18 protein-coding genes and 2 pseudogenes are annotated in these 22,669 nt (G+C 72.2%); 9 read left to right on the top strand and 11 right to left on the bottom strand.

Annotated features, from left to right (window positions below):
- Window positions 1-2: 2 nt before the first annotated feature.
- Window positions 3-791 (bottom strand): creatininase family protein, encoded by a 789-nt coding sequence (locus IM697_RS29450; protein ID WP_194039124.1) that lies wholly within the window; start codon window positions 789-791, stop codon window positions 3-5.
- A 41-nt stretch (window positions 792-832) separates the two neighbouring features.
- Here IM697_RS29450 and ribA point away from each other — a divergent pair, with 41 nt between their 5' ends.
- Window positions 833-1,501, top strand: a complete 669-nt coding sequence (gene ribA / locus IM697_RS29445) for a GTP cyclohydrolase II (protein ID WP_194039123.1) — start codon at window positions 833-835, stop codon at window positions 1,499-1,501.
- 105 nt (window positions 1,502-1,606) lie between these two features.
- Window positions 1,607-2,710: an NAD(P)/FAD-dependent oxidoreductase gene (locus IM697_RS29440; protein ID WP_407699661.1), complete on the top strand. Its 1,104-nt coding sequence runs from the start codon at window positions 1,607-1,609 to the stop codon at window positions 2,708-2,710.
- A gap of 32 nt (window positions 2,711-2,742) precedes the next feature.
- On the opposite strand, the gene IM697_RS29435 is transcribed toward IM697_RS29440, so the two are convergent.
- From IM697_RS29435 to IM697_RS29425, 3 genes are all read right to left on the bottom strand, one after another.
- Window positions 2,743-3,975: a serine hydrolase domain-containing protein gene (locus IM697_RS29435; RefSeq protein ID WP_194039121.1), complete on the bottom strand. Its 1,233-nt coding sequence runs from the start codon at window positions 3,973-3,975 to the stop codon at window positions 2,743-2,745.
- Between the two features lie 67 nt (window positions 3,976-4,042).
- A complete protein-coding gene (locus IM697_RS29430) occupies window positions 4,043-5,392 on the bottom strand; it encodes an MFS transporter (protein WP_194039120.1) in 1,350 nt (449 codons plus the stop codon).
- Window positions 5,389-5,976, bottom strand: a complete 588-nt coding sequence (locus IM697_RS29425) for a TetR/AcrR family transcriptional regulator (protein WP_194039119.1) — start codon at window positions 5,974-5,976, stop codon at window positions 5,389-5,391. Before IM697_RS29425 ends, IM697_RS29430 begins: the two co-directional genes overlap by 4 nt.
- A 76-nt stretch (window positions 5,977-6,052) precedes the next feature.
- Here IM697_RS29425 and IM697_RS29420 point away from each other — a divergent pair, with 76 nt between their 5' ends.
- Window positions 6,053-6,502: a PPOX class F420-dependent oxidoreductase gene (locus tag IM697_RS29420; RefSeq protein ID WP_194039118.1), complete on the top strand. Its 450-nt coding sequence runs from the start codon at window positions 6,053-6,055 to the stop codon at window positions 6,500-6,502.
- Between the two features lie 91 nt (window positions 6,503-6,593).
- Here IM697_RS29420 and IM697_RS29415 read toward each other — a convergent pair whose 3' ends face one another.
- Together IM697_RS29415 and IM697_RS29410 are read right to left on the bottom strand one after the other, a co-directional pair.
- On the bottom strand, window positions 6,594-7,559 hold the full coding sequence (locus tag IM697_RS29415; protein WP_194049558.1) for an IS481 family transposase: 966 nt from the start codon (window positions 7,557-7,559) through the stop codon (window positions 6,594-6,596).
- Window positions 7,560-7,666: 107 nt separating this feature from the next.
- Window positions 7,667-9,721, bottom strand: coding sequence for a glycoside hydrolase family 31 protein (locus tag IM697_RS29410; protein WP_194039117.1), 2,055 nt, complete (start codon window positions 9,719-9,721; stop codon window positions 7,667-7,669).
- 240 nt (window positions 9,722-9,961) lie between these two features.
- On the opposite strand from IM697_RS29410, the pseudogene IM697_RS46020 reads away from it, so the two are divergent.
- Both IM697_RS46020 and IM697_RS46015 read left to right on the top strand, forming a co-directional pair.
- A pseudogene (locus IM697_RS46020) lies at window positions 9,962-10,146 on the top strand (VOC family protein); the annotation flags it as partial.
- 165 nt (window positions 10,147-10,311) lie between these two features.
- A pseudogene (locus tag IM697_RS46015) lies at window positions 10,312-10,542 on the top strand (VOC family protein); the annotation flags it as partial.
- Here the strand turns inward: IM697_RS46015 and IM697_RS29405 are convergent.
- The 3 genes from IM697_RS29405 to IM697_RS29395 all read right to left on the bottom strand — a co-directional run bounded on the left by IM697_RS29405 (window position 10,472) and on the right by IM697_RS29395 (window position 14,489).
- On the bottom strand, window positions 10,472-11,659 hold the full coding sequence (locus IM697_RS29405) for a glycosyltransferase (protein ID WP_194039116.1): 1,188 nt from the start codon (window positions 11,657-11,659) through the stop codon (window positions 10,472-10,474). The pseudogene IM697_RS46015 and the gene IM697_RS29405 sit on opposite strands and share 71 nt — an antisense overlap.
- A 70-nt stretch (window positions 11,660-11,729) precedes the next feature.
- Window positions 11,730-13,034, bottom strand: a complete 1,305-nt coding sequence (locus tag IM697_RS29400) for a nucleotide sugar dehydrogenase (RefSeq protein ID WP_194039115.1) — start codon at window positions 13,032-13,034, stop codon at window positions 11,730-11,732.
- A 6-nt stretch (window positions 13,035-13,040) separates the two neighbouring features.
- Complete coding sequence (locus IM697_RS29395) at window positions 13,041-14,489, bottom strand: glycosyltransferase family 4 protein (protein WP_228044219.1); 1,449 nt, start codon at window positions 14,487-14,489, stop codon at window positions 13,041-13,043.
- 62 nt (window positions 14,490-14,551) lie between these two features.
- On the opposite strand from IM697_RS29395, the gene wecB reads away from it, so the two are divergent.
- Genes wecB through IM697_RS29375 form a run of 4 tightly spaced genes read left to right on the top strand, consistent with a single transcriptional unit; the run spans window position 14,552 to window position 20,289 of the window.
- The gene (wecB, locus tag IM697_RS29390; RefSeq protein ID WP_194039114.1) at window positions 14,552-15,640 is read left to right on the top strand and encodes a non-hydrolyzing UDP-N-acetylglucosamine 2-epimerase; all 1,089 of its coding nucleotides are present in this window, start codon (window positions 14,552-14,554) and stop codon (window positions 15,638-15,640) included.
- Complete coding sequence (locus tag IM697_RS29385; RefSeq protein WP_194039113.1) at window positions 15,633-16,280, top strand: class I SAM-dependent methyltransferase; 648 nt, start codon at window positions 15,633-15,635, stop codon at window positions 16,278-16,280. The genes wecB and IM697_RS29385 overlap by 8 nt, the downstream gene beginning before the upstream one ends.
- The gene (locus IM697_RS29380) at window positions 16,280-18,088 is read left to right on the top strand and encodes a hypothetical protein (protein WP_194039112.1); all 1,809 of its coding nucleotides are present in this window, start codon (window positions 16,280-16,282) and stop codon (window positions 18,086-18,088) included. The genes IM697_RS29385 and IM697_RS29380 overlap by 1 nt, the downstream gene beginning before the upstream one ends.
- Window positions 18,085-20,289 carry a glycosyltransferase gene (locus IM697_RS29375; protein ID WP_228044218.1) on the top strand — a complete coding sequence of 735 codons (2,205 nt, stop codon included), beginning with the start codon at window positions 18,085-18,087 and terminating at the stop codon, window positions 20,287-20,289. Before IM697_RS29380 ends, IM697_RS29375 begins: the two co-directional genes overlap by 4 nt.
- Before the next feature lie 209 nt (window positions 20,290-20,498).
- Here the strand turns inward: IM697_RS29375 and IM697_RS29370 are convergent, their stop codons facing one another.
- Together IM697_RS29370 and IM697_RS29365 are read right to left on the bottom strand one after the other, a co-directional pair.
- Window positions 20,499-21,839 (bottom strand): MFS transporter, encoded by a 1,341-nt coding sequence (locus IM697_RS29370; RefSeq protein ID WP_194039111.1) that lies wholly within the window; start codon window positions 21,837-21,839, stop codon window positions 20,499-20,501.
- 107 nt (window positions 21,840-21,946) lie between these two features.
- Window positions 21,947-22,612, bottom strand: a complete 666-nt coding sequence (locus tag IM697_RS29365; protein ID WP_194039110.1) for a TetR/AcrR family transcriptional regulator — start codon at window positions 22,610-22,612, stop codon at window positions 21,947-21,949.
- Window positions 22,613-22,669 lie beyond the last annotated feature (57 nt).

Genomic DNA, 22,669 nt, shown 5'->3' with positions numbered 1-22,669 from the left:
GGCTATTTTCGTGCGTCTCCCGTGTCCGGTACGGAATCGTCCGCGGAGGTCAGCAGTGACACATACGCGCCGAAGGAATCCGCGAGGCTCGCCAGCAGCCGCTTCCCCTTTTCCGCGGAACCCAGCGAAGGACGGCCAATGACACCGGAATCGGTATAGGCGGACATACCGAGGGTCAACAGATGACGGCGGTCGTCCGCCACGAAATCGGAAGTCTCATATCCCGGCCGGACCAATTCGGGATGAGCGTGCAGAAGGATGGAGGTCTCGATTTCCCCCGCGTGCATGTCGGTGAGCAGCGAGGTCTCCACCCCCGCCCGCTCCCGAGCCGCCTCCCAGTCCTCCGGGGCCGGGAACAGTGCCATTCGCTCGCCGCGCGCGGAGGACTCCTGAACGACGTTGCCCAGTACGTAGTTTCCGCCGTGCCCGTTGACCAGCACCAGGGCGTCGACACCCGACCGGCGGAGCGAAGCCGCTATGTCCCGTATCACCGCATGAAGGGTCACGGAGGAGATGCTGACGGTCCCCGGCCAGGCCGCGTGCTCGTGCGAGCAGGAGATCGTCACCGGAGGGAGGAGTTGTACCGGGTGCGCGGCGGCTATCTCCCGCGCGACGGCGCAGGCGACCAGCGTGTCGGTCGCCAGCGGAAGGAACGCACCGTGCTGCTCGAAGCTTCCGACGGGCAGGACCGCCACCTGGCGTGAGACGCCCGCTCCCCGCGTCCGTACGTCTTCGGTGGTGTCCGCCGGCACCAGCGAGTGTGCCGCCGGCCGCGTTTGCGAACCACTCATCTTTTCACGGCCTTTCGTCTCTGCTTAGGAACTGAAGAATCATGACAGAAAAAATTGGCGTCCTCGGCAAGAAGTCCGCACCGCGGACGCAGCGTTCCGGCGTGGAACGCGTGGTGAATGCACCGCTGCCCACCGTGTACGGAGAATTCCGCGCGATCGGCTACCTCGACCACGACCGCGGCGACGAGCAAGTGGCCCTCGTCCACGGCGAGATAGGCAGCGACAACGTGCTGACCCGGCTGCACTCCGAGTGCCTCACCGGCGACGCCTTCGGCTCCCAGCACTGCGAGTGCGGCGACCAGCTCGCCTCCGCGCTGCGCGCCGTCGTCGCGGCCGGCTCGGGCATCGTCGTCTATCTGCGGGGCCACGAGGGACGCGGCATCGGCCTGCTCGCCAAGCTGCGCGCGATGGCCCTGCAGGCGGAGGGCCTGGACACGGTCGAGGCCAACCTCGCGCTCGGCCTGCCGGTGGACGCCCGGGACTACGGGGTCGCCGCCGAGATCCTGCACGACCTGGGCGTCGACTCCGTCCGGCTGATGTCCAACAACCCGCGCAAGCGGGACGCCCTGGTGCGGCACGGCATCCAGGTGGCCGAGCAGGTGCCGCTGCTGATCCCGCCGTGCGAGAGCAACATCACCTATCTGCGCACCAAGCGGGAGCGCCTGGACCACCACCTGCCCCATCTGGACGCGGTCGCGCATCTGTCCTGATTGCCGCGAGGCCCATCCGGAGAGGAAGAGGGAACGACCGACGGCTTCCAGGAAGGTGGGTCTGTGAACACACACGCGAGCGTCGTCGTCATCGGAGGCGGTGTGATGGGCACCAGCATCGCCTACCACCTCGCCCGCGCGGGCGTACGCGACGTCGTCCTCGTCGAGCGGGACGAACTGGCCTCCGGCTCCACCTCGAAGGCGGCGGGCGGGGTGCGCGCGCAGTTCTCGGACGAACTCAACGTCCAGCTCGGGGCGCGCAGCCTGGAGGCGTTCGCCCGGTTCGAGGAGGAGACCGGGCACGACATCGGGCTGCACCGGGTCGGCTATCTGTTCCTGCTCTCGACTCCGGAGGAGGTCGCCGGCTTCGAGGCGGGCGTCCGACTGCAGAACTCCCTCGGTGTGCCGAGCCGGATGATCGACCCCGCCGAGGCGCGGCGGCTGTCCCCGCTGATCACCACCGACGGGCTGCTGGCCGCCGCGTTCTCCCCGGACGACGGCCACTGCACCCCCGAATCCGTCGTCCAGGGCTACGCGTCCGCGGCCCGCGCGTACGGCGCGCGGATCTTACGGCACAACGACGTCACCGGCATCGAACTGCACGGCGACCGGATCACCGCGGTGACGACGACCATCGGCCGGATCGGCACCGACACGGTGATCTGCGCGGCCGGCCCCTGGTCACGGGCGATCGGGGCGATGGTCGGCGTGGACCTGCCGGTGGTGCCGCTGCGCCGCCAGATCGCGGTCACCGAACCCGTCGCCGGGCTGCCGCCGCGGCTGCCCATGACCATCGACTTCGCCACCAGCCTCTACTTCCACACCGAGGGCCCCGGCCTCCTCCTCGGCATGTCCGACCCCGACGAGCGGCCCGGCTTCGCCACCGACACCCACGACCGCTGGATCCCCCGCCTGGCCGAGGCCATGGAGCGTCGCGCCCCCGCCCTGCTCGACCTGCGCCGCACGGGAGGCTGGGCGGGTCTGTACGAGGTCACCCCGGACCACAACGCGCTGATCGGTGAGGCGACTTCCGTGTCCCGCTTCCTGTACGCCACCGGCTTCTCCGGCCATGGCTTCCTCCAGGGCCCGGCCGTCGGCGAGGTCGTCCGCGACCTGTACCTCGGCCGCGTGCCCTTCGTGGACGTCAGCCCCTTGAGCGTCGGCCGGTTCGCGGCCGACGCCCCGCGCCCGGAGGCCAACCGCGTGTGACCGAGCTCCGGGCGAGTGACCCGACGCCGGGCTCAGGCCGATGTGACGGCCTCGTGCACCAGCCGCTTGAGGTCCTGGAACATCGTGTGCGAGGTCCTCGGCCGCACCTGCGTCATGAACTGCACCGTCAGGTCGTGGCGCGGGTCGACCCAGAACGTGGTGGTCGCCACCCCGCTCCAGCCGTAGGCGCCGAGCACGGACGGGGCCTTGGTGCGGGCCGGGTCGATCACGACGGACACGCCGAGGCCGAAGCCGATGCCGTCGTTGCCGGGCTCGTCGTGGGCGGGGCGGCTGCCGAAGGCGCGTAGATCGGCGCCGCCGGGCAGGTGGTTGGACGTCATCAGGTCCACGGTCTCGGGGGCCAGCAGCCGGGTGCCGTCGAGTTCGCCGCGGCGGCGCAGCAGCTCCATGAAGCGGTGGACGTCGTGCGCGGAGGCCGCCAGACCGCCGCTGCCGGACAGGAAGCGCGGACGGCCGCGCAGCGGGAGGCCGGGGATCGGCTCGATACCGCCGTCCTCCGTCTCGCCGTACAACTCGGCCAGCCTGCCCGCCTGTTCGTCGCTCACCCAGAATCCGGCGTCGGTCATCCCCAGCGGGCCGCAGATCCGCTCCGCGAAGAACGCGTCGAGCGGCTGCCCGGACACCACCTCGATGACCCGGCCCAGCACATTGGTGGCGACCGAGTAGTTCCACTGTGTGCCCGGCTCGAACTGCAGCGGCAGGCTCGCGTACACGTCGACCGTCCCGGCCAGGTCGGAGCCCGGCAGCACCGCCGACTCCAGATTCGCCTCGCGGTACAGGGCGTCGACGGGATGCGTGCGGTAGAAGGCGAACGTCAGCCCGGCGGTGTGGGTCATCAGATGCCGGACGGTTATCGGGCCCTCGGCGGGACGGGTCACCATCTCGGCGCCGGACCCGCCGACATACACCCGGGGCTCGGCGAATCCCGGCAGATGGCGGCCCACCGGGTCGTCCAGCGACAGCTTGCCCTCCTCCACCAGCAGCAGCGCGGCGACCGAGGTGACCGGCTTGGTCATGGAGTAGATCCGCCACAGCGTGTCGGACTCGACGGGCAACCCGGCCGCGATGTCCCGGTGGCCGCGCACGGAGAGATGGGCGACGCGTCCGCCGCGGGCGACGGACACCAGGTAGCCGGGCAGCCGCCCCTCGTCGACGTAGTGGGCGAAGTACTGGTCGAGGCGGTCCAGCGCCTTCGGATCCAGCCCGACCTCACCCGGGTCGACCTCTTGTGTCAGCTGTGCCATGGCTCTCCTCACGAATGCGTACGACGAGGGTGCGCTCCGGCCTACCCCGCCGGAACGGCCTCTGACCTCATCGTTGCGCAGGAACACGGGTACGGTCCTTTGAACCGCCATGATCGTCCATCGGTGCGGCGGGCCGCCCCGGCAGCGCACGGCCCGGCACCGCCCCGGCCAGGGCGAGCGCGGCGAGGACACCCAGCGGCGGCCCGGCGTCACCGTCGGAGCCCATGAGCGCGGCCGCGGCGGCCACGCCCAGCACCGGCCCGAGGTTCATCGCGGTCTGCTGAAGCCCGCCCGCGACCCCGGCCGACTCGACGGCCGCCTCGCGTACGACGACATGGGTCGCCGTCACCATCACCGTGCCGAACCCGGCCCCCACCAGGGCGAACGCCGTGCAGAGCAGGGCAGTGGCCGAGGCGCGGGACAGGACGAGGATCCCGAGCGCGAGGATCGCCGTCGCGGCGATGGCCGTGCGCCGGGCGCCGAACCGGCGCAGCGGCACCGCGCACGTGGCGGCCGCGAGCACCATCAGGCCGGCCAGCGGCAGGCTGACCAGGGCGCTGCGGAACGGGTCCAGACCGAGGGCGCCCTGCAGCAGGAACGTACCGGCGAACAGAGTGCCGGACAGCGCCGCCGACGCGGCCACCAGCATGCCGAGCGCGGACCCGACGGCTGTGGAGCCGATGACGTCGGGCGACAGCAGCGGGCTCGCGGTACGGCGCTCGTGCCGGGCGAGGGCGGCACCGGTGACCAGCGCGGTCGCGGCGGTCCAGACCCAGCCCGGCAGGGCGACGAGCGCGTGGACCAGACAGGCCAGGGTCACCGCGAGAAGGAGGGCGCCGGGCAGGTCGAGCCGGACGGGGGAGGCCGGTCGCGGGGGTCGTACGGCGAGGGCGAGCCCGCCGAGGGCGAGGGCGGGCACGACGTTCAGCAGGAACACGATCCGCCAGCCCGGCCCCGCCACCAGCGCACCGCCCAGCACCGGCCCGACAGCGGCCGCCACCCCGATCGCCGCGGTCCGGACGGCAATCGGCGTCCGCAGCCGCTCGGCCGGGTAGGCGGCCCGCAACATCCCGAGCGTGGCCGGCTGCGACAGCGCCCCGAACACGCCCTGCGCGACCCGCAGCCCGATCACCCATCCCACACCGGGCGCCAGGGCGATCCCCGCCGACGCGGCTCCGAAGCCGACCATGCCGATGCCGAAGAGCCGATGGTGCCCGTACCGGTCGCCGAGCCGTCCCGCGAACACCAACAGGCTCGCCACCGCGATGAGATAGCCGGTGCTGGTCCACTGGACCTGCGCGACGGAGGCGCCGAGGTCGCGTCGCAGGGCGGGCTGGGCGACGGTCAGGACGGTGCCGTCGAGGGCGACGACCACGGCTCCGACGACGCTGCTCGCAAGGGTGAGGCGCGCCTTCACCCGTCCTCCGGCCCGAGGTGCGCCTCCAGGACCGACCGCAGCAGGGGTGCGAAGTCGTCGGTACCCGTGGCCAGTTGGAGACTGCCCCAGCCCCACAGCTGGGCGATGCCGTGCAGTCCGGCCCACAGCGCGCCGGCGAGGAGCCGGGCGTCGGCGTCGGGGCGCACCCGGCCGGCCAGCTCCACCAGCCGGCCGAAGAGCGGGAGGCTGGTGTCCCGGAGCCCCAAGTGACCGCTCTCCAGCAGATCGTGACGGAACATCAGCTCGTACATCCCGCGGTTGTCCCGCGCGAACTCCAGATACACCCGCGCCAGCACGCCGAGCTGCGCCCGCGGGCTCGCCGCTCCGTCGCCGACCGCCGCCGTCGCACGCTGCCCCAGCTCGTCGAAGCCGCGCCGCGCGATGGCCGAGAGCAGCTCCAGGTGGGTGGGGAAGTAGCGGCGCGGGGCACCGTGCGAGACGCCGGCCCGGCGGGCGATCTCCCGCAGGGTGAGCGCCTGGACGCCCTCCCGCGCCACGAGCTCGACGCCGACGTCGACCAGCCGGGTGCGCAGTCCCCTGTCGGGTTCACCGGATGTGTGCATAGACAGTGTCTACCATGATCGCGTAGACAGTGTCTACGCGGGAATGGCGGACCCGCTCGCCAGGGTTGATGTAGTCATGACTCAGGACACCACGCAGAACGCACTGCTCGCGCTGCTCTCCGAGGGCCACGGCGGGGTGCTGGTCACCCTGAAGCGCGACGGCCGGCCGCAGCTGTCGAACGTCAGCCACACCTACTACCCCGACGAGCGGATCATCCGCGTCTCGATCACCGACGACCGCGCCAAGACCCGCAACCTGCGCCGGGACCCCCGGGCGTCGTACCACGTCACGACCCGCGACCGATGGGCGTACGCGGTCGCCGAGGGCACGGCCGATCTGTCGCCGGTCGCGCGGGACCCGTACGACGCGACGGTCGAGGAACTCGTCCGGCTGTACCGGGACGTCGTGGGCGAGCACCCCGACTGGGAGGACTACCGGGCGGCGATGGTCAGGGACGGGCGGCTGGTGCTGCGGCTGCGGGTGGAGAGGGTGTACGGGGTGCCGAAGGACGCGAATCGGGGCTGAGTTCCGCATCCCGCCCGCCTCGCGCGTGCCGGCCGCCCCTGAATCCGGCCGGTACGCGCGAAGCGCCCCCTCCTCGGCTAGCTGTACCCGGTCATGACTTTGGTGACAGTCGGCTGATTGGTGGCTGGCCGCCGAGCGCGGTGTGTCGGCGGCCAGTGTTGTAGAACTGCAGCCAGGGTGCGAGTGCGTCGGCGCGTTCGGTGTTGCTGGCAAAGACCTGGTGGTAGGCCCATTCGGCCTGCAGGGTGCGGTTGAAGCGTTCGACCTTGCCGTTGGTCCATGGGCAGTGGGGCCGGGTGAACTTCTGCTGTGCGCCCAGGGTTTGGCAGGCGTCGCGGAAGGAGCCGGAGGTGCGGTAGTTGCGGGCGTTGTCGGTCATCACGCGCTCGATGCGGGCGATGCCGTGGCCGGCGAAGAACGCGGCCGCGCGGGTGAGGAACGCGGCGCAGGTGACGCCTTTCTCGTCGGCCAGGATTTCGGCGTAGGCCAGGCGGGAGTGGTCGTCCACGGCGGCGTGCACGTAGTCGTAGCCGATGCCGCGGCCGCGGACGTCCTCGCTGCGGCCGTGGGCGCGCCAGCCGCCGCCGTCGGGGATTTTGCCGAGCTTCTTCACGTCCACGTGGACCAGGCCGCCTGGCTGGTTGTACTCGTAGCGTGCGGCGCTTTTGCGCACCGCCCGGATGACCTGCCCGGTGAGCGGGTCGCAGGCTGCCAGGGGCGGCATGTGGTGGCGGCGCAGGATCCGGGTCACGGTCCGGGCCGGAACCCCGGTGGCCTCGCTGATCTGCTCGGGTCCCCGGCGCAGGCGTCGGCGGGCCTGAAGAACACGCTCCTCGACCTCGGCCGGCGTGCGTGTGGGGCAGGTGCGGGGGCGGCTGGAGCGATCGTGCAGCCCCGGCCAGCCCTCGACCCGATAGCGATTGACCCAGCGGTGAGCACACTGCCGGGAGACTCCCAGTTCCTTGGCGACGTGCGCGACCGGGCGCCGGTCGAAGACAACGCGACGCACCAGCAGGCATCTGCCGTGAAAGGTCAGCCGGGCATTAGCGTGGGCCACCAGGACCTCCGAGGTGAGTGAAGACGGCAATCTCCACTACGCCCGGAGGTCCCTCCATGATCAACAACCGGTAGCGGGCGTGTCACCAACCTCCCGGCCGAGTACAGCTAGCGCAGTGCCCGCAGCGCCCGGTCGGCGCCCTTGGCGCGCAGGTTCACGAACGCGGGAGTGACGGCGAGCGGGGTCGGGTACGACTCGAGTGTCGCCGGGCCCTTGATCGTCCGGCCGCGGCTGACGTCGTACCAGGTGCCGGGCGGCAGATGGATGTCGCGCGACGCGGACGCGGTGAGGTTGGGCGCCGCGAGCACCGCAGGGCCGAGCATCCACTCGTCGTCGATCGTGTAACCCGCCTCGTCCTGCGGGAAGTCGAAGAACAGGGGGCGCATGATCGGGTCGCCGGTCTCCAGGGTGTGCTGGACCTGGTCCCAGATGTACGGCGCGAGTCGCTCGTGACGGGCGATCGACTCCCGGTACAGAGCCACGGTCTCCTCGTCGTAGTCCACCTTCTGGCCCGTCGTCGGGTCGATCGTGTCCACGGGGGAGATGGAGGCGTACATCAGCGGCATGTACGACGCCGACTGCGCCCAGCGCACCAGGACCTCCTTCGTCGGGGCGGGCTGGCTGAGGGAGCCGCCGATCATGTCCGTCTCGACGAAGGGGTAGCCGATCGTGGACAGGGCGAGGTTCTGGGTGACGGACGCCTTCAGGGAGTTCCAGCCGGTCCCCTTGTCGATCTGCCGGGTGACGAAGCCGGACTCGTGCGCTGCCCTGCTCCAGTGCACCCGGATGCCGGCGCCCTGGAGGTCGTAGGCGTCGGCGAGTTCGGAGCCCAGGCGCTGGTAGTCGGTGCGGGTGTGGCCGTCGCGGCCCGCGCAGTGGTCGTCGAAGAAGCGGGTGTCGAACTTCAGGCCGTCGACCCGGTAGGTGTCCATCAGCTTCCGGAGGTTGCCCTGGTACCAGGCCCTCGCCTCGGGGTTGGCGAGGTCGACGATGCCGGCCGTGCCGTTCCACCAGGTGACCGTGCAGGGCTTGGTGGGGTCGGCGGCGTCCCGGAGCAGGTAGTCGCGGTCCGCCGCGTACCGGTAGTTCGTCGAGTCGAGGTTGATCCAGAGGGTGACCCAGAGGCCGAAGTCGTAGCCGAGGTCGTGGATCCGGTCGGACATCGCCCTGGGGTCGGGATAGGCCTTCGGGTCGAAGGTCATGTTGCCGTAGTTCGACTCCCACTTGTCGTCGAGCTGGACGGTGTGACCCTCGAGTCCGTTGTCGTGCAGGTCGGTCGCGTAGTCCAGGATCTTCTCCTGATCGACCTTCGTGTAGAACTGCGCCCAGGAGTTCCACAGCGGCTTGGCGTACTGCTCGTAGGTCGCGTCGCTCTGGCGCGGCTTGCCGACGATGCCGATGTAGTCGCGGTACACGGCGCGCGGGGTCGACTCCACGAACACCGTCGCCCGGTACGTCGACCCCGACTCGACCGTGAAGCGGCCGAGCCCGTCGCCGGCCGCGTTGAGGGACACGTCCATCGTGTCGCCGGTGTCGACGTACAGGCCGGCCGAACTCGCCGTGAACCAGAAGGGGTCCACCATCTGGTACGACGCCGCGCTGAAGTCCTCCGCCTCGACCCGCCCCGCGTCCAGCGGCCAGGGCTGGTCGGTGTACGGGCCGTCGGAGGTGGTGGCGGTCTCGCCGTGGCCGTACCAGTGGCCGGCGGAGGAGAGGTCGTAGGTGAGGCCGAGCTCGGTGGCCTCGGCGCCGGTGACGTCCCAGTCGAGTCGGTAGCGGTCGGGGGCCGGGGTCAGACGGGCCTCGATCCGGGCGCCCGCGAGGGTGGTGTCCGCCGTCAGAGTGAGCACGCCGCCCCGCCAGCTCCAGTCGGTGAGCCGCGTGGTGTGCTGCCAGGTGTCGCCGGTGCGGAAGCGGAGGGCTTCGGGACCGGTGGCCAGCACGGTGCGGCCCGATCTCCGGGTCGTCAGGGCGAGTTGGCCGCCGGTGCGGCCGGAGATCGAGACGGAGTAGCCCGGGGTGTCGAGGGTCACCGTGCCACGCGACTCGGAGACCGTTGTCGTCGCGTCCGACTCCGGTGAGCCCTGGGCGGTCGACGGCAGCAGCGCCACCGTGAGGGCGCAGGCCAGCAGGCGGCCCAACTTGCGGGAAAAGATGCGCACCACTCATGTCCTTCTGCGGGAGAACGGGAGAGCCATGGGTCGCTGTGCCGCAGCGCTGTTCTTTTCTGCTCGTTCCGGCCGATGTTCTTGCGTGAAACGTCACCTGTCAACGGGGAGTGCGACAGGCGGGAGGGCTTAGGGCGCGGGGCGGAGGGCTGAAGGCCGATGGCCTGGGCGCACTTGACCTGCCTACGCTGCCGAGCGGATCGACGCAGCACAGGACGCCAAATGGAGGGCACCATGCCGCTCAACGGCCGCAGTCACATCCGCATCGCCCGCCCGTCCCGCGACCTCGCCGCGGCGGAGCGCTTCTGGGGCGAGGGGCTGGGACTCGGTGTGGTGTGGCGGGCGGAGGGCGGCCCCGAACCCGGTGGGCACGATCTGCTCATGCTCGGCTGGCCGGACGCCGACTGGCATCTGGAACCAGGGGGTGTGTTGAAGGTCCCGCACAGCACCCGCGGCGCCCGGCACGCACCCTCGCCGCACCGGCCAAAGGCCCAAGTAGCTCCGCTACAAGGGCCTTCGTCCGGCACGCCGAGGGCACGCACCGAACACCACGGGCACCGCACGGGACCTTCAACACACCCCCAGTCCACGAGCCCGCCCACCCCGTCGAACCCCGGCCGACCGAGGAGGACCTTCTCGTCGTCTACGTCGACGGCCGCGTGCCGGACGACGTCGTCGCCCGGCTGGAGGAACACGGCGGCAAGCGGGTCCCCTCACCCAACCCCTACTGGAACGAATGGGGCGTCACGATCGCGGACCCGGACGGCTACCGGCTGGTGCTGTGCCGGCGGGGCTGGTCGAACGCCCGGCCGTAGTCCGGCTCGCGGACGCCTCCTTCGCCCAGGACTCCAGGCACATCACGAACTCCGTCGCCCGATCGGCCCAGTTGAGGTCGGAGAGCGCCGCCTCCCAGCCGCGGCTGGCCGCGCGGCGGCGCAGCTGGCGGTCGGCGCGCAGATGCCGTACGGCCTGGGCCGCGGTGGCCGGATCCTCGTAGGGGACGACCAGGCCGCAGCCGTAGCGTTCGATCAGCTCGGCCGCGAGCGGGGTCGGCGTGGTCACCACGGGGACACCGTGTGCCATGTACTCCACGGCCTTGGTGGGCCGTGAGTGGCGGTAGTTGGCCTGGTCGCGCAGGAGGGAGAGGCCGGCCACGCTGCCGGAGAGCAGGGCGAGGGCGCGGTCGTTGGGCAGATAGCCGTGCCAGCGCAGCACGCCCTCCCGGTCGGCCTCGGTGAGCGGGCCCCGCATGTCGGGGTCCGCCCCGCCGATCACCTCGACCCGGAAGTCCGGGGTGAGCAGCCGTGCCGTCTCGATCAGCTCCGGCGCGCCCCGCGCCCGCGACAGGTGCCCGAGGTAGACGACCCGCTCGTCACCCGGCGGCTCGGGCGGCTCCGGCGGCACCGTCGCGAGGTTGGCGACCACGGGGTGCGGGCGGCGGAAGCGCCGCTGGTAGGCGTCCTCGGCCAGGAGCAGCCGCAGCTGCCGCTCCGCCAGCCGCTCCGCCGCCCGTACGGCCAGCCGCAGCGGCGGCCGCAGCGGCCGGGGCAGCCAGCGCTTCATCACCAGCGCCGCCGCGGTGTCCTCGTGCACGTCCCACACGGTGACCGGTGCGTGCCCGTCGCGCCGCCAGCGGCGCAGGGTGCCGGGCAGGGCGAGCAGCAGCTCCGGGTCGTGCAGCAGGACGACGTCGGCCTGGGGTCCCCGCTCGGCCAGCAGGGCGCGGGCCGCGCGCAGCGCCGACCGGCGGTCCCGGCCGGCGGCCCGCGGCAGGTCGATGCCCTCGACGTACGGTCGAGGCGCCACTTCCCGAGCGGCGAAGGGAGCGGCGTACACGACCCGGTGGCCGTGCTGCCGCAGGGCGGCGATCTCCCGGTGCAGGATCCGCGCGTCCTCGGGGTGGTGGACGACGGTGACGACGAGTATCCGCATCAGAGCACGTACCTTTCGACTGCCCCGAGAACGACTGCCCCGAGAACGACGGCCGCGAGAAAGGGGCCGGTCACAGCACCTCGACCCCGGGCCGGAGGATCCGCCCCCGGGTGTCGAACAGCAGCCGGGCCGCGTCGCCGAGGGCCGGCAGGTCGTAGGCCGAGTGGTCCTGCAGCAGGATGGTCAGCTCGTGCTCGCGCACCGCCGCCATGACGTCGGGGACACGCGGGACGCTCACCCCGTCCACCGACCACAGCCGCACATACGGATCGTGGAAGGAGACCTCGGCGTCCCGCTCCCGCAGCAGCCGCGCCACCGGCACCGCCGGCGACTCGCGCTGGTCCGCCACGTCCGGCTTGTAGGTGACCCCGAGCAGCAGCACCCGGGAGCCGTGCAGCGGCCGGCCCGCGGTGTTCAGCAGGTCCTGGACGCGGCGCACCACGTACTCCGGCATCCGCCGGTTGATCTCCTGGGCCAGCTCCACGAACCGGAACTCGTAGCCGAGCGACGAACGCACCTTGTACGACAGGTAGTTGGGGTCGATGGGTATGCAGTGCCCGCCGACTCCGGGGCTGGGCCGGAAGGCCTGGAACCCGAAGGGCTTCGTGCCGGCGCAGCGGATGGCGTCCCACAGGTCGACATGCAACTCGTGGCTGATCACGGCGAGTTCGTTGACCAGGGCGATGTTCACATGCCGGTAGGTGTTCTCCAGCAGCTTGGCCATCTCGGCCTCGCGCGTGCCCTTCGCCTGGACGACGGTGTCGACGAGCTTGCCGTAGAAGGCGACCGCCCGCGCCGCACAGGACGGGGTGCAGCCGCCGACCACCTTCGGCGTGGTGCGCAGGCCGTGTGCGGTATTGCCGGGGTCGATGCGCTCGGGCGAGAACGCCAGCGCGAAGTCCACGCCGGCCCGCAGCCCCGACTCCTCCAGGAGCGGCCGTACGACCTCCTCGGTCGTCCCCGGATAGGTGGTCGACTCCAGCACGACGAGCTGTCCGGGCCGCAGCCGGCGCGCCACGGTCCGCGCGGCCGAGGTGACCGCGCCCAGGTCGGGCCCGCCGTCCTTGCCGAGCGGGGTCGGCACACAGATGACGACCGCCTGCGCACGGGCCAGACAGGCGTCGTCCGTGGACGCCGCGAACCCGGCCGCCAGCATCCGGCGGACGTCCTCGTCGGAGACGTCGTCGACATGGGAGTGCCCGGTGTTGAGCCCTTCCACGACCCGCGGGTCGCGGTCGAGGCCCAGCACCTTCAGCCGGATCGACGCCGCCTCACGCGCGAGCGGCAGTCCGACGTAACCGAGCCCGATCACCGCGAGATCCACGTGGTCGGGCCGTTCTGCTTCCCCGAGTGGTCCGGTCTGTTCGACCTGCATAGGGACTCACCCCGCATCAAGGCTGCCAAGGGTGCGGTACGCCTCACGGGTTGTGGCGGCGACCCGCTTCCAGGTGCGGTCACGCGCGACCATCGCGCGGGCTGCTGCTCCCCACTCAGCGCGCCGTTTTCGACTGTAAAGGAGTATTTCGAGGTCATCAGCCCAGGAATGTGGTGATTCGGCCTTGATCAGCCTCCCGCTCACCTCCGGTTCGACCAGTTCCCGGAGCGCGGCGACGTCACTGGCCGCCACCGGAACACCGCTCGCCATCGCCTCGACGGGCTTGAGCGGAGTCACCAGATGGCAGACCCGCTCGTCGGTGCGCGGCACCGCGAACACGTCCAACACGGCGTGGAATTCCCGGACTTGGGAATGCGGCACGCGACCGGTGAACAGTGCCGTCCCGTCGTCGAGGCCGAGCCGGGCGGCCAGTCGCTCGAGCGCCGGACGCGCCGGCCCGTCCCCGACGATCAGCAACCGCAGCGGCACACCACGCCGCCGTAGCTCTTCACCCGCATGGAGCAATGTGCCGATGCCCTCGAGCGGGGTGAGACTGCCGACCGTGCCCACGACGAGCTCGTCCGCGGCGATGCCGAGCCGGGCACGCAGCGCGGCTCCGTCCGGCGGCGGGGCCAGGAAGTCGTCGTCCACGGCGTTGGGCGCGATCAGCACCCGTTCCTCCGGCACCCCCCGGCCCACGATCTCGGCCTTCATCGCCTCGCCCAGCGTCAGCACCAGATCGGCCTCGCGCATGCAGTACGTCTCCAGGGCGCGCCGCGCCCGGTACGTCTCGTCGTCCCGGCCCCGGCCCGGCGCCTGCGTCAGCCACGTCTCCTCCAGGAAGCCCCGCACCTCGTAGACCACCGGAAGTCCGAATGTCTCCCGCAGGGCGAGGGCCACCCGCCCGTTGCCGTGGTCGGACGCGGCATGCAGTACGGCGGGCCGCAGCCGCTCCACCAGCCGTGCGGCCAGCTCGGCGTTGCGCGCCAGCGCCGGGCCCTGCCCGTACGGCAGTCGCGGCGGCAGCAGCCGGTGCTGCGGTACCCCGCCCACGTACTGCGTGGGGCGGGCGTCCAGCACGCCCGCCGTCACCGGGAACCCGATCCGCGTCACGACATGCGGGTCGAGCCCGGCCGCCAGTTGGGCCTCGGCGAGCTTCTGCGTGCGCACGGTGTAACCGGCGTGCCGGAACGGCAGCCCGTTGGTGACCAGATGGAGCACCCGATCGGGCACGGGACGGAACGGTCGGCCCGTGGGTGCGGGCACCCGGGCGGCGGACGGTGTCGCCACCGGCCCCGCGGCACGAGCACGCCCGGCGACCCGCCGTTCGAACGGCCGCAGCCGGCGCCGCGCGCCTCCCGGCAGCAGCCGCACCGCGAGCAGCGCCGCCCGCCGCGGATCCTGACGCAGTTCGCCAACGGCCACCGAGGCGGCGAGACTAAGGGCAAGCGGCACATTTCTGGACATATGGCAAAGATATTCCTGACCGAGCCATCGGACCCAGGCGGTGAAGCACCATGAACGGCTGCGTACTCCACGTCGTCGGCACCCGGCCGAACTTCGTCAAGGCCGCACCGGTCGTCGCCGCCCTCGGCGCGGCAGGCTGCGACCAGGTGCTGGTCCACACCGGCCAGCACTACGACGCACGCATGTCGGACATCTTCTTCCGGCAACTCGGCCTGCCCCGACCCGACACCGACCTCGGCGTGGGCTCCGGCAGCCACGCCCGCCAGACCGCCGACCTCCTGGTCGCCCTGGAGGGCGAGCTCGCCGCCCGCGCCCCCGCCCTGGTCACGGTGTACGGCGACGTGAACTCGACGCTGGCCGCCGCGCTCGTCGCCGCCAAGCTCGGCGTCCCGGTCGCGCATGTCGAAGCGGGCCTGCGCAGCTTCGACATGGCGATGCCGGAGGAGGTCAACCGGCGTCTGGTCGACCAGTTGGCGGAGCTGCTGTTCGCCACGAGCCCCGAGGCCGTCGGCCATCTCGCCCGCGAGGGCGTCGCCGCCGAGCGGATCCACCTCGTCGGCAACCCGATGATCGACACCCTGCTCACCCATCTGGAGCAGTTCGACGCGGCCGGCGCCCGCGCCGCACACCGGCTGCCCGAGCGCTACGGCGTCGTCACCCTGCACCGGCCCGCCAACGTCGACGACCCCCAGTCCGCCGCGGCCGCCGCCCGCGTCCTGGCCGACGCCGCCCGCCACCTCGACCTCGTCGTACCGCTGCACCCGCGCGGCCGGGCGGCGCTGAGCGCGGCGGGCCTGGCGGACACGCCGGGCGTCCACCTCCTCGATCCGCTGGGCTACGTCGAGTTCATGAGCCTGGTGCGCGGTGCCGCCGCGGTGATCACCGACTCGGGCGGCGTCCAGGAGGAGACGACCGTTCTGGGCGTGCCGTGTCTGACCCTGCGCACCACGACCGAGCGCCCGGTCACGGTCACCCACGGCACCAACCGGCTGGTCCGGCACGGGGAACTGGTGCCCGCGCTGCGCAAGCTGCTGGACGGCGGGGGAGCGGCGCCCCCGGAGGGACCGCCCCTGTGGGACGGCCGGGCGGGCGGCCGGATCGCCCGCGTGATCACCGGGTGGCTGGAGCGCCATGGCTGACCGGACGATGCCGCGCGACAGCGCGCGGGCGTACTGGGAGGCCCGCCACGCCGAGCACGACGAGCTGACCTCGGGCGGGCACATCGGGCTCGACCGCGCCGGCAACGAGCTCTTCTACGCCCAGCGGCTCGGCACCCTGCTCTCGCTCATCGGCGACCTGTCCAGCCCCACCGCCCCCCTGTTCGTGCTCGACGCCGGCTGCGGCAAGGGCCACTTCGCGCGCGCCCTGGCCCGCTGCGGCCATCGGGTCGACGCCTTCGACGCCAGTGCGACCGCCGTCGACCACGCCCGCGACCGGGGCGGCGGCCCGCGCTACGCCGTCGCCACGCTCGACGAGTGGCGCAGTGCCTGGCCGTACGACACCGTGGTCTGCGTGGACGTCCTGTTCCACGTGCCGGACGACGAGGAGTGGGCGGCCGGGCTGCGCAACCTCGCCTCCCTCGTCCGCGTCGCCGGCCGGCTGATCGTCACCGACGAGGACACCGGCCGTCGCACACCCCGCGGCGCCCACATCGTGCACCGCCCGCTCACCGCCTACCGCGCCGAACTCGAGCCGCTCGGCCTGCGGCACACCCTCTCCAGGCCGTACGGCTTCCGGGAGAACCGGGTCGGCTTCCACGTCTTCACGAGGACCCGCTGATGCGCCTGACCGATCTGCTCCATCCGCACCTCGACGCCGTCACCACGGTGGTGGACGCGACCGGCGGCGGCCTGCGCCTGGAGCCCTATCTGCATCTGCCGCCGGGTGTCACCCTGCGCGAGGACGGCCAACAACCCGTGGCAGACGGGGAGTTGGTGATCCTGTCGTACGGGCCCGACCCCGAGCTGCACGGCGGCGAGGACGCGTGTCGCGCCGTACTGGCACGGATGCGGCCCGGTGCGCGCGGGCTGATCGTGTTCGGGCACGCCGGAACGGAACTCCCCTACCACCGGCTCCTCGACCATCTGGTGGCCCACCGCTGCCAGGTCCTGCGGGCCGCGCCCCTCGACTACGTCCATCTGCACGCGGGCGCGGTCATCGCCCGCACCGACGAACTCCTGCCGCCGCACGACTTCTTCGGCCGGCCCGTCCCCTCCGACGGCCGTGCCACGGCGCTGCGGATCGCCGACGAGTACGTGTTCGCCGACCTCGCGTCCCGCTCCCTGCGGGCCCGGGTACTGGATCTCGAAGCGGCCGCCGAGGAGGCGGAGCGCAACCGGGAGGCCTCCGGGCAGGACGGACTCGCCGAGCGGCTCGCCGCGACCGTACGGGAAAGGGAGCAGCTCGCCGCCGCCCTGCGGGCCGCCCGGGACCGGGTCGATGTGCTGCAGGCCCGGGTGGCCATGCTGGAGGGCTCGACCTCGCTGCGGGTCGGCAAGGCCCTGGTGACGGCCGCGCGCTCGCCGAAGCGGAGTGCGGTACGGCTGCCCGGGGAGCTGTACGGCCTGTGGCGCGGCCGGCGTCGCACCACCGGGTCGGCGCCCGCCGACGCGCCGAAGCCGCGGTCCGAGCCGGAGGCACCGGCCGACGGCCGCTTCCATCTCGCCCATCGCGCCCTGACCGTGGCACCGCGCGACCGCCTCGTCGTCGCCGGTGTGCTCACCCCCGCCACCGCCGCGGACTTCGCGGCCGACGCCGTGGTCAACCGCCTGCTGCCGCACGACGGCGAGCTGCTGCTGCGACGCACCGACCCCGACGCCCTGGTCGTACAGCTCAGCGCCTGCGTCGGCGACGGACCCTGGTGGCTCACCGGCACCGGACTGGCCCCCGACCTCGACCGCACGCTCGCCGAACTCCTCGCCGAAACCAGGGCGTTGGGGCGGTCGGCCGTGCTGTGGCGGGACGTTCCCGCCACCGTCGCGCCCGGCCTCGGCCGGCTCGCCTGGGACGCCGTCATCGACGCCGACACCGGAGTACGGCTCGCCCGGCTCGACCCGGCCGCACAGGGCAGGGAGCGGCTGCGCGAGGTGTTCCGCGCGGACAGCACCCGGGTACGGCTGTCCCGGCTCGCGCGGCTGACCGGTGCCCCGGATCCGCTGGACGTGCGGCGCGTCGCGGTGCTGGCCGCGCCCCGGGACCGTACCGATGTCGCCCGGCTCGTCGGCCAGGTGCTCGGCCAGGTGCACCGCCCGGTGGAGGTCGTCGTGCCCGATCCGGCGGGACTGGACGAACTCACCGCCGCCGGCGTAACGGTACGCCTCGGGCGGCCCCTGGCGCCCTGGGTCGCCGACTGGACGGACCTCACCGAGGACCGGCCGGACACCCTGCTGCTCGATCTGATGTGCGCCCAGGAGTACTCCGGCGCCGACGCGGTGGGCCACACGCCGGCCGCCGACGACTACGTCTTCGTACCGTCGCTGCGTCCGCTGCTGGTGCGCCGCGAGCTGCACCTGTCCGGTACCGAGCCCGGCAGTTGGGCGGGGCAGGGGCACCGGCTGTTCGCCGTGCGCGGAAAGGAGCCGTCATGACGCGGGAAGGAGCCGCCATGAGCCGTGCGCTGCGGGCGCTCGTCTACGGCGACGTCGACCTCAACCTCATCGACGGCTCCGCCGTCTGGGCCCAGTCGACGGTGCAGGCGCTGTCCCGGGCGGGTTGCGAGAGCAGGCTCGTGCTCAAGTCGCCCGTGCGCACCGGCCGGTTGACCGATCCGCTGGCCGAGCTGCCCCGGGTCGGCCTGGTGCGCCCGCACGAGGAGCGGCTGCTGCCGGGGCTCGCCGACCGGCCGATGTCGCCGGTGCAGGCCTCGGAGGTGCTCACCCGGCTCGACGAGGACGAGCCCTGCGACCTGCTGGTGCTGCGCGGCCGGCGGCTGGTCACCCGGATCGTGGCCGACGGCGTGTTCGACGGGCGGATCTGGGCCTACCTCACCGACATCCCGCAGTCGGCCGCCGAGATGACGGAGGCCGCCCGCGCGGACCTCGGCCGCATCGCGGAGGCATCGCACCGACTGCTGTGCCAGACCGAGGAGTTGCGCTGCTTCCTGGAGACCTGGGTGCCCGAGGCCTGCGGCAAGTGCGTGCTCAGCCCGCCCGCCGTGCCCGAGCCGGGCTTCGAGCTGCCGGAGCGGGACGGACCGCACGAGCCGCTGCGGCTCGTCTACACCGGCAAGTTCGCCCCCCGCTGGAACACCCTGCCCATGACCCGGCTGCCGCGGCTGCTCGCCGAGCGCGGCGTCCCCGCCGAACTGCACACCGTCGGCGACAAGATCCACGACGACGCGGCCCATCCCGACTTCCGGGACGACATGGCGCGGGCCCTGGCGAGCACACCCGGCGTCCACCACCACGGCGGACAGCCCCGCGAGGACGCCATGCGCATCGCCGCGGACTGCGACCTGGGCCTCGGCTGGCGCGACCCGGTGCTCGACTCCAGCCTCGAACTGTCCACCAAGGTCCTTGAGTTCGGCGCCCTGGGCCTGCCCGTCGTACTCAACCGCACTCCGGCGCACGAGGCGCTGCTCGGCACCGACTACCCGCTGTTCGTGCCGGGACGCGCCGCACTCGACGACGCCGCAGACGCCGTGGCGCGAGCGGTTCGCGAGCCGGAGGCACGGCGCCTCGCCGCCGACCGCTGCCGCGAGGCCGCCCGGCAGTACACCCTCGACGGAGCGGCCGCCCGCTGGCGCGCCCACCTCGACCGCGCCTTCCCCGCCCCGCCCACCGGCGTGGCGGGCCGGCAGCGGCCCCTGCGCGTCGGTGTCGCCGGGCACGACCTGAAGTTCCTCACCCGCCTGCTCGACCACTTCCGCTCGCTGCCCGGCCTCGAAGTCCGGGTCGACGCCTGGCCCGCGCTGGCCCGGCACGACCCGGACGCCAGTCGTGAACTCGCCGACTGGGCCGACGTGGTGGTCGTCGAGTGGTGCGGACCGGCCGCCGTCTGGTACAGCCGCCACAAGCGGCGCGGCAGCCGGCTGATCGTACGGCTGCACCGCTTCGAACTGGACGCCCCGTGGCCCCGCCAGGTCGACATCGACGCCGTCGACCGCGTGGTGTGCGTCAGCCCGTACTACGCCCGCCGCACCCGCGAGCACACCGGCTGGCCCGCCTCGAAGGTCGTCGTCGTGCCCAACTGGGTCGACACCGACCAGCTCGACCGCCCCAAGGCGCCGGGCGCCCACCACCGCCTCGGCATGATCGGCATCGCGCCCAGCCGCAAACGCCTCGACCTCGGCCTCGACGTACTGGAGGCGCTGCGCGCCCACGACCCGCGCTGGCATCTGTCGGTCAAGTCCAAGCCGCCCTGGGAGTACTGGTGGATCTGGAACAAGCCCGAGGAACGCGCGCACTACGACGCCGTGCTGCGCCGGATGCAGACCTCGCCGCTGCTCGAAGGCGCCGTCGTCTTCGACACCTTCGGGCCGGACGTGGCGGGCTGGCTGCGCCGGGTCGGACATGTGCTGTCCACCAGCGACGACGAGAGCTTCCACCTCGCGCCCGCCGAGGGCATGGCCTCCGGTGCGGTGCCTTCGCTGCTGCCGTGGCCCGGCGCGGACGAGATCTATGACCGGCGGTGGATCCATGACAGCCCCGAGGCGATCGCCGAGGCGATAGCCGTGCTGGACGAGCACGACTGGAGGTCCGCCGCGGAGCTGGCCCGCAGTCAGGTGCGGGAGGGCTTCTCGCTGGACCGGATCGCCCGGACCTGGACGGACCTGCTGGTCTCGGGCTGACACACCCGGTCCCCGGAGCCGTCACGGCGTCCGGGGACCAAGGGGTGTGGTGAGAGTCCCGCACAGCACTCGCGCCCGCCGCGGCAGCGGCTTGTGTCGCGGTCGGCACGCACCCTCACCGCACCGGCTGTGACAGCAGCCGCTGCCGCGGCGGGCGCGGGCACCGCACGGGACTCTCACCACACCCCCTAGGGGGATTCCGTGCCGGTTCAGGCCGTCACCGTCTGCCGTTCGGCCGCCTCCCGGGCCACGCGCTCGCCGAGCCGTTCCGTCGGTACCTTCGCCGTCTCGCGGGCGGAGAGGGCCGCCACGACCGGCGGCACGCACAGCGCGGCCGTGAACAGCGCCACCGCCGACCAGTCGTCGCCGTTCGGGCCGGCGATCCGCGCGGCGAAGGTGACCGCGAATCCGGCGACCGCGAAGCCGATCTGGGTGCCGATGGCCATGCCGGACAGCCGGACCCGGGTGGAGAACATCTCGCCGTAGAAGGAGGGCCACACGCCGTTCGCGGCGCTGTAGACCACACCGAAGGCGACGATGCCAAGCAGCAGGGTCAGCGGGTAGGAGCCGGTGGAGATCGCCCACAGGTACAGGAACATCGTCACCGCGCTGCCGGCCGCGCCGATCAGAAACACCGGGCGACGGCCGATGCGGTCCGACAGCGTCGCCCACAGCGGGATCGCGCCGAGCGCGACCAGGTTGGCGAGGGCCCCCACCCACAGCATGGCGGACCTGTCCATCCCGACCGAGTCGCTGGTGGCGTACGACAGCGCCCACACCGTGAAGATCGTGCTGACCGAGGCCACCAGCGCACCCGCGACCACCCGCAGCACGTTCGCCCAGTGCTCCCGCATCAGCAGCGCCAGCGGCAGCTTGGCGACCCCCTCGGTGGCGGCCTGCTGCTCGAAGGCCGGTGTCTCCTGCAGTTTGCGGCGGATGACATAGCCGACGACGGCCACCGCGACGCTCATCCAGAACGGCACCCGCCAGCCCCACGCCATCAGCTGCTCCTCCGGCAGCGCGGCGATCGGGATGAAGACCAGGGTGGCCAGGAGCTGCCCGCCCTGGGTGCCGCTCAGCGTGAAGCTGGTGAAGAAGCCGCGCCGGTGCGGTGGCGCGTGTTCCAGGGTCATCGAGTTGGCGCTGGCCTGCTCGCCGGCCGCTGAGACGCCCTGGAGGACCCGGCACAGCACCAGCAGCGCGGGGGCGAGGGTGCCGACCTGGTCGCGGGTGGGCAGACAGCCGATCAGGAACGTCGACACGCCCATCAGGATCAGCGTGAAGACCATGATCTTCTTACGGCCCAGCCGGTCACCGAAGTGACCGAGGAACAGCGCGCCGATCGGCCGGGCGGCGTACGCCACACCGAACGTGGCCAGCGACAGCAGGGTGGCCGTGGCCGGGTCGGACTCGTCGAAGAAGACCTCGGGGAAGATCAGCGCGGCCGCGCTGCCGTAGATGAAGAAGTCGTAGTACTCCAGGGCGCTGCCGATCCAGGCAGCCATGGCCGCCTTCCTCGGCTGGCCGGCATGGGTGTCGGGGACGGACACAGGGGTGCTCCCATCGCGGCTAATTAACCCACTGGATAGTTAGTGGCGGATGGCTAGGGATCGTGCGCTCACGTTTCCCGGGTGTCAAGAGCTGGTGTCGTACGACTTCAGTCCGCGGTGCGTTCCGCGGTCAGATACGCGATCACCATGTCGCCGAGCATCGCGCGGTAGTGCTCGCGCCGGGCCGGGTCCACCAGGTCACGGCCGAACAGGGCGCCGAAGGTGGGCCGGTTGGAGACCCGGAAGAAGCAGTAGGCGCTGATCATCGCGTGCAGGTCGACGGCGTCGACGTCGGCCGTGAACAGGCCCGACCGCTGCCCCGACTCCAGGATCCGGCGGATCACGTCCAGGGCCGGCGAGCCGATCCTGCCGAGCTTCTCGGAGGCGGCGATGTGCTGGGCGCCGTGGATGTTCTCGATGCTGACCAGGCGGATGAAGTCCGGGTGCTGCTCATGGTGGTCGAAGGTCAGCTCGGCCAGCCGGCGGATGGCCGCGACCGGGTCCAGATGCTCGACGTCGAGCTCCTGCTCGGCCTCCCGGATCACGGCGTACGCCCGCTCCAGCACGGCCGTGAACAGCTGTTCCTTGCCGCCGAAGTAGTAGTAGATCATCCGCTTCGTGGTGCGGGTGCGGGCGGCGATCTCGTCCACGCGGGCGCCGTCGTAACCGGCGCGGGCGAACTCCTGCGTCGCGACGTCGAGGATCTCGGCCTTGGTGCGGGCGGCGTCACGGATCCGCCCGTTCGCGCGTGCCGGCTCTTCGACGCTGGTCATGCCGGTGATTGTAGAAGGCCGCTCGCCTCGTGTGCCGGGACGGGCCTTCACAAGCCC

It is taken from the genome of Streptomyces ferrugineus, from assembly GCF_015160855.1.
GTDB lineage: Bacteria > Actinomycetota > Actinomycetes > Streptomycetales > Streptomycetaceae > Streptomyces > Streptomyces ferrugineus.
This window is presented reverse-complemented; position numbering and strand designations above follow the sequence as displayed.

Bases quoted from the DNA above. Each gene is read 5' to 3' on its own strand.
- IM697_RS29450 (WP_194039124.1), bottom strand. From the start codon at position 791: ATGAGTGGTTCGCAAACGCGGCCGGCGGCACACTCGCTGGTGCCGGCG.
- ribA (WP_194039123.1), top strand. From the start codon at position 833: ATGACAGAAAAAATTGGCGTCCTCGGCAAGAAGTCCGCACCGCGGACG.
- IM697_RS29440 (WP_407699661.1), top strand. From the start codon at position 1,607: ATGGGCACCAGCATCGCCTACCACCTCGCCCGCGCGGGCGTACGCGAC.
- IM697_RS29435 (WP_194039121.1), bottom strand. From the start codon at position 3,975: ATGGCACAGCTGACACAAGAGGTCGACCCGGGTGAGGTCGGGCTGGAT.
- IM697_RS29425 (WP_194039119.1), bottom strand. From the start codon at position 5,976: ATGCACACATCCGGTGAACCCGACAGGGGACTGCGCACCCGGCTGGTC.
- IM697_RS29420 (WP_194039118.1), top strand. From the start codon at position 6,053: ATGACTCAGGACACCACGCAGAACGCACTGCTCGCGCTGCTCTCCGAG.
- IM697_RS29405 (WP_194039116.1), bottom strand. From the start codon at position 11,659: ATGCGGATACTCGTCGTCACCGTCGTCCACCACCCCGAGGACGCGCGG.
- IM697_RS29400 (WP_194039115.1), bottom strand. From the start codon at position 13,034: ATGCAGGTCGAACAGACCGGACCACTCGGGGAAGCAGAACGGCCCGAC.
- wecB (WP_194039114.1), top strand. From the start codon at position 14,552: ATGAACGGCTGCGTACTCCACGTCGTCGGCACCCGGCCGAACTTCGTC.
- IM697_RS29385 (WP_194039113.1), top strand. From the start codon at position 15,633: ATGGCTGACCGGACGATGCCGCGCGACAGCGCGCGGGCGTACTGGGAG.
- IM697_RS29380 (WP_194039112.1), top strand. From the start codon at position 16,280: ATGCGCCTGACCGATCTGCTCCATCCGCACCTCGACGCCGTCACCACG.
- IM697_RS29375 (WP_228044218.1), top strand. From the start codon at position 18,085: ATGACGCGGGAAGGAGCCGCCATGAGCCGTGCGCTGCGGGCGCTCGTC.
- IM697_RS29365 (WP_194039110.1), bottom strand. From the start codon at position 22,612: ATGACCAGCGTCGAAGAGCCGGCACGCGCGAACGGGCGGATCCGTGAC.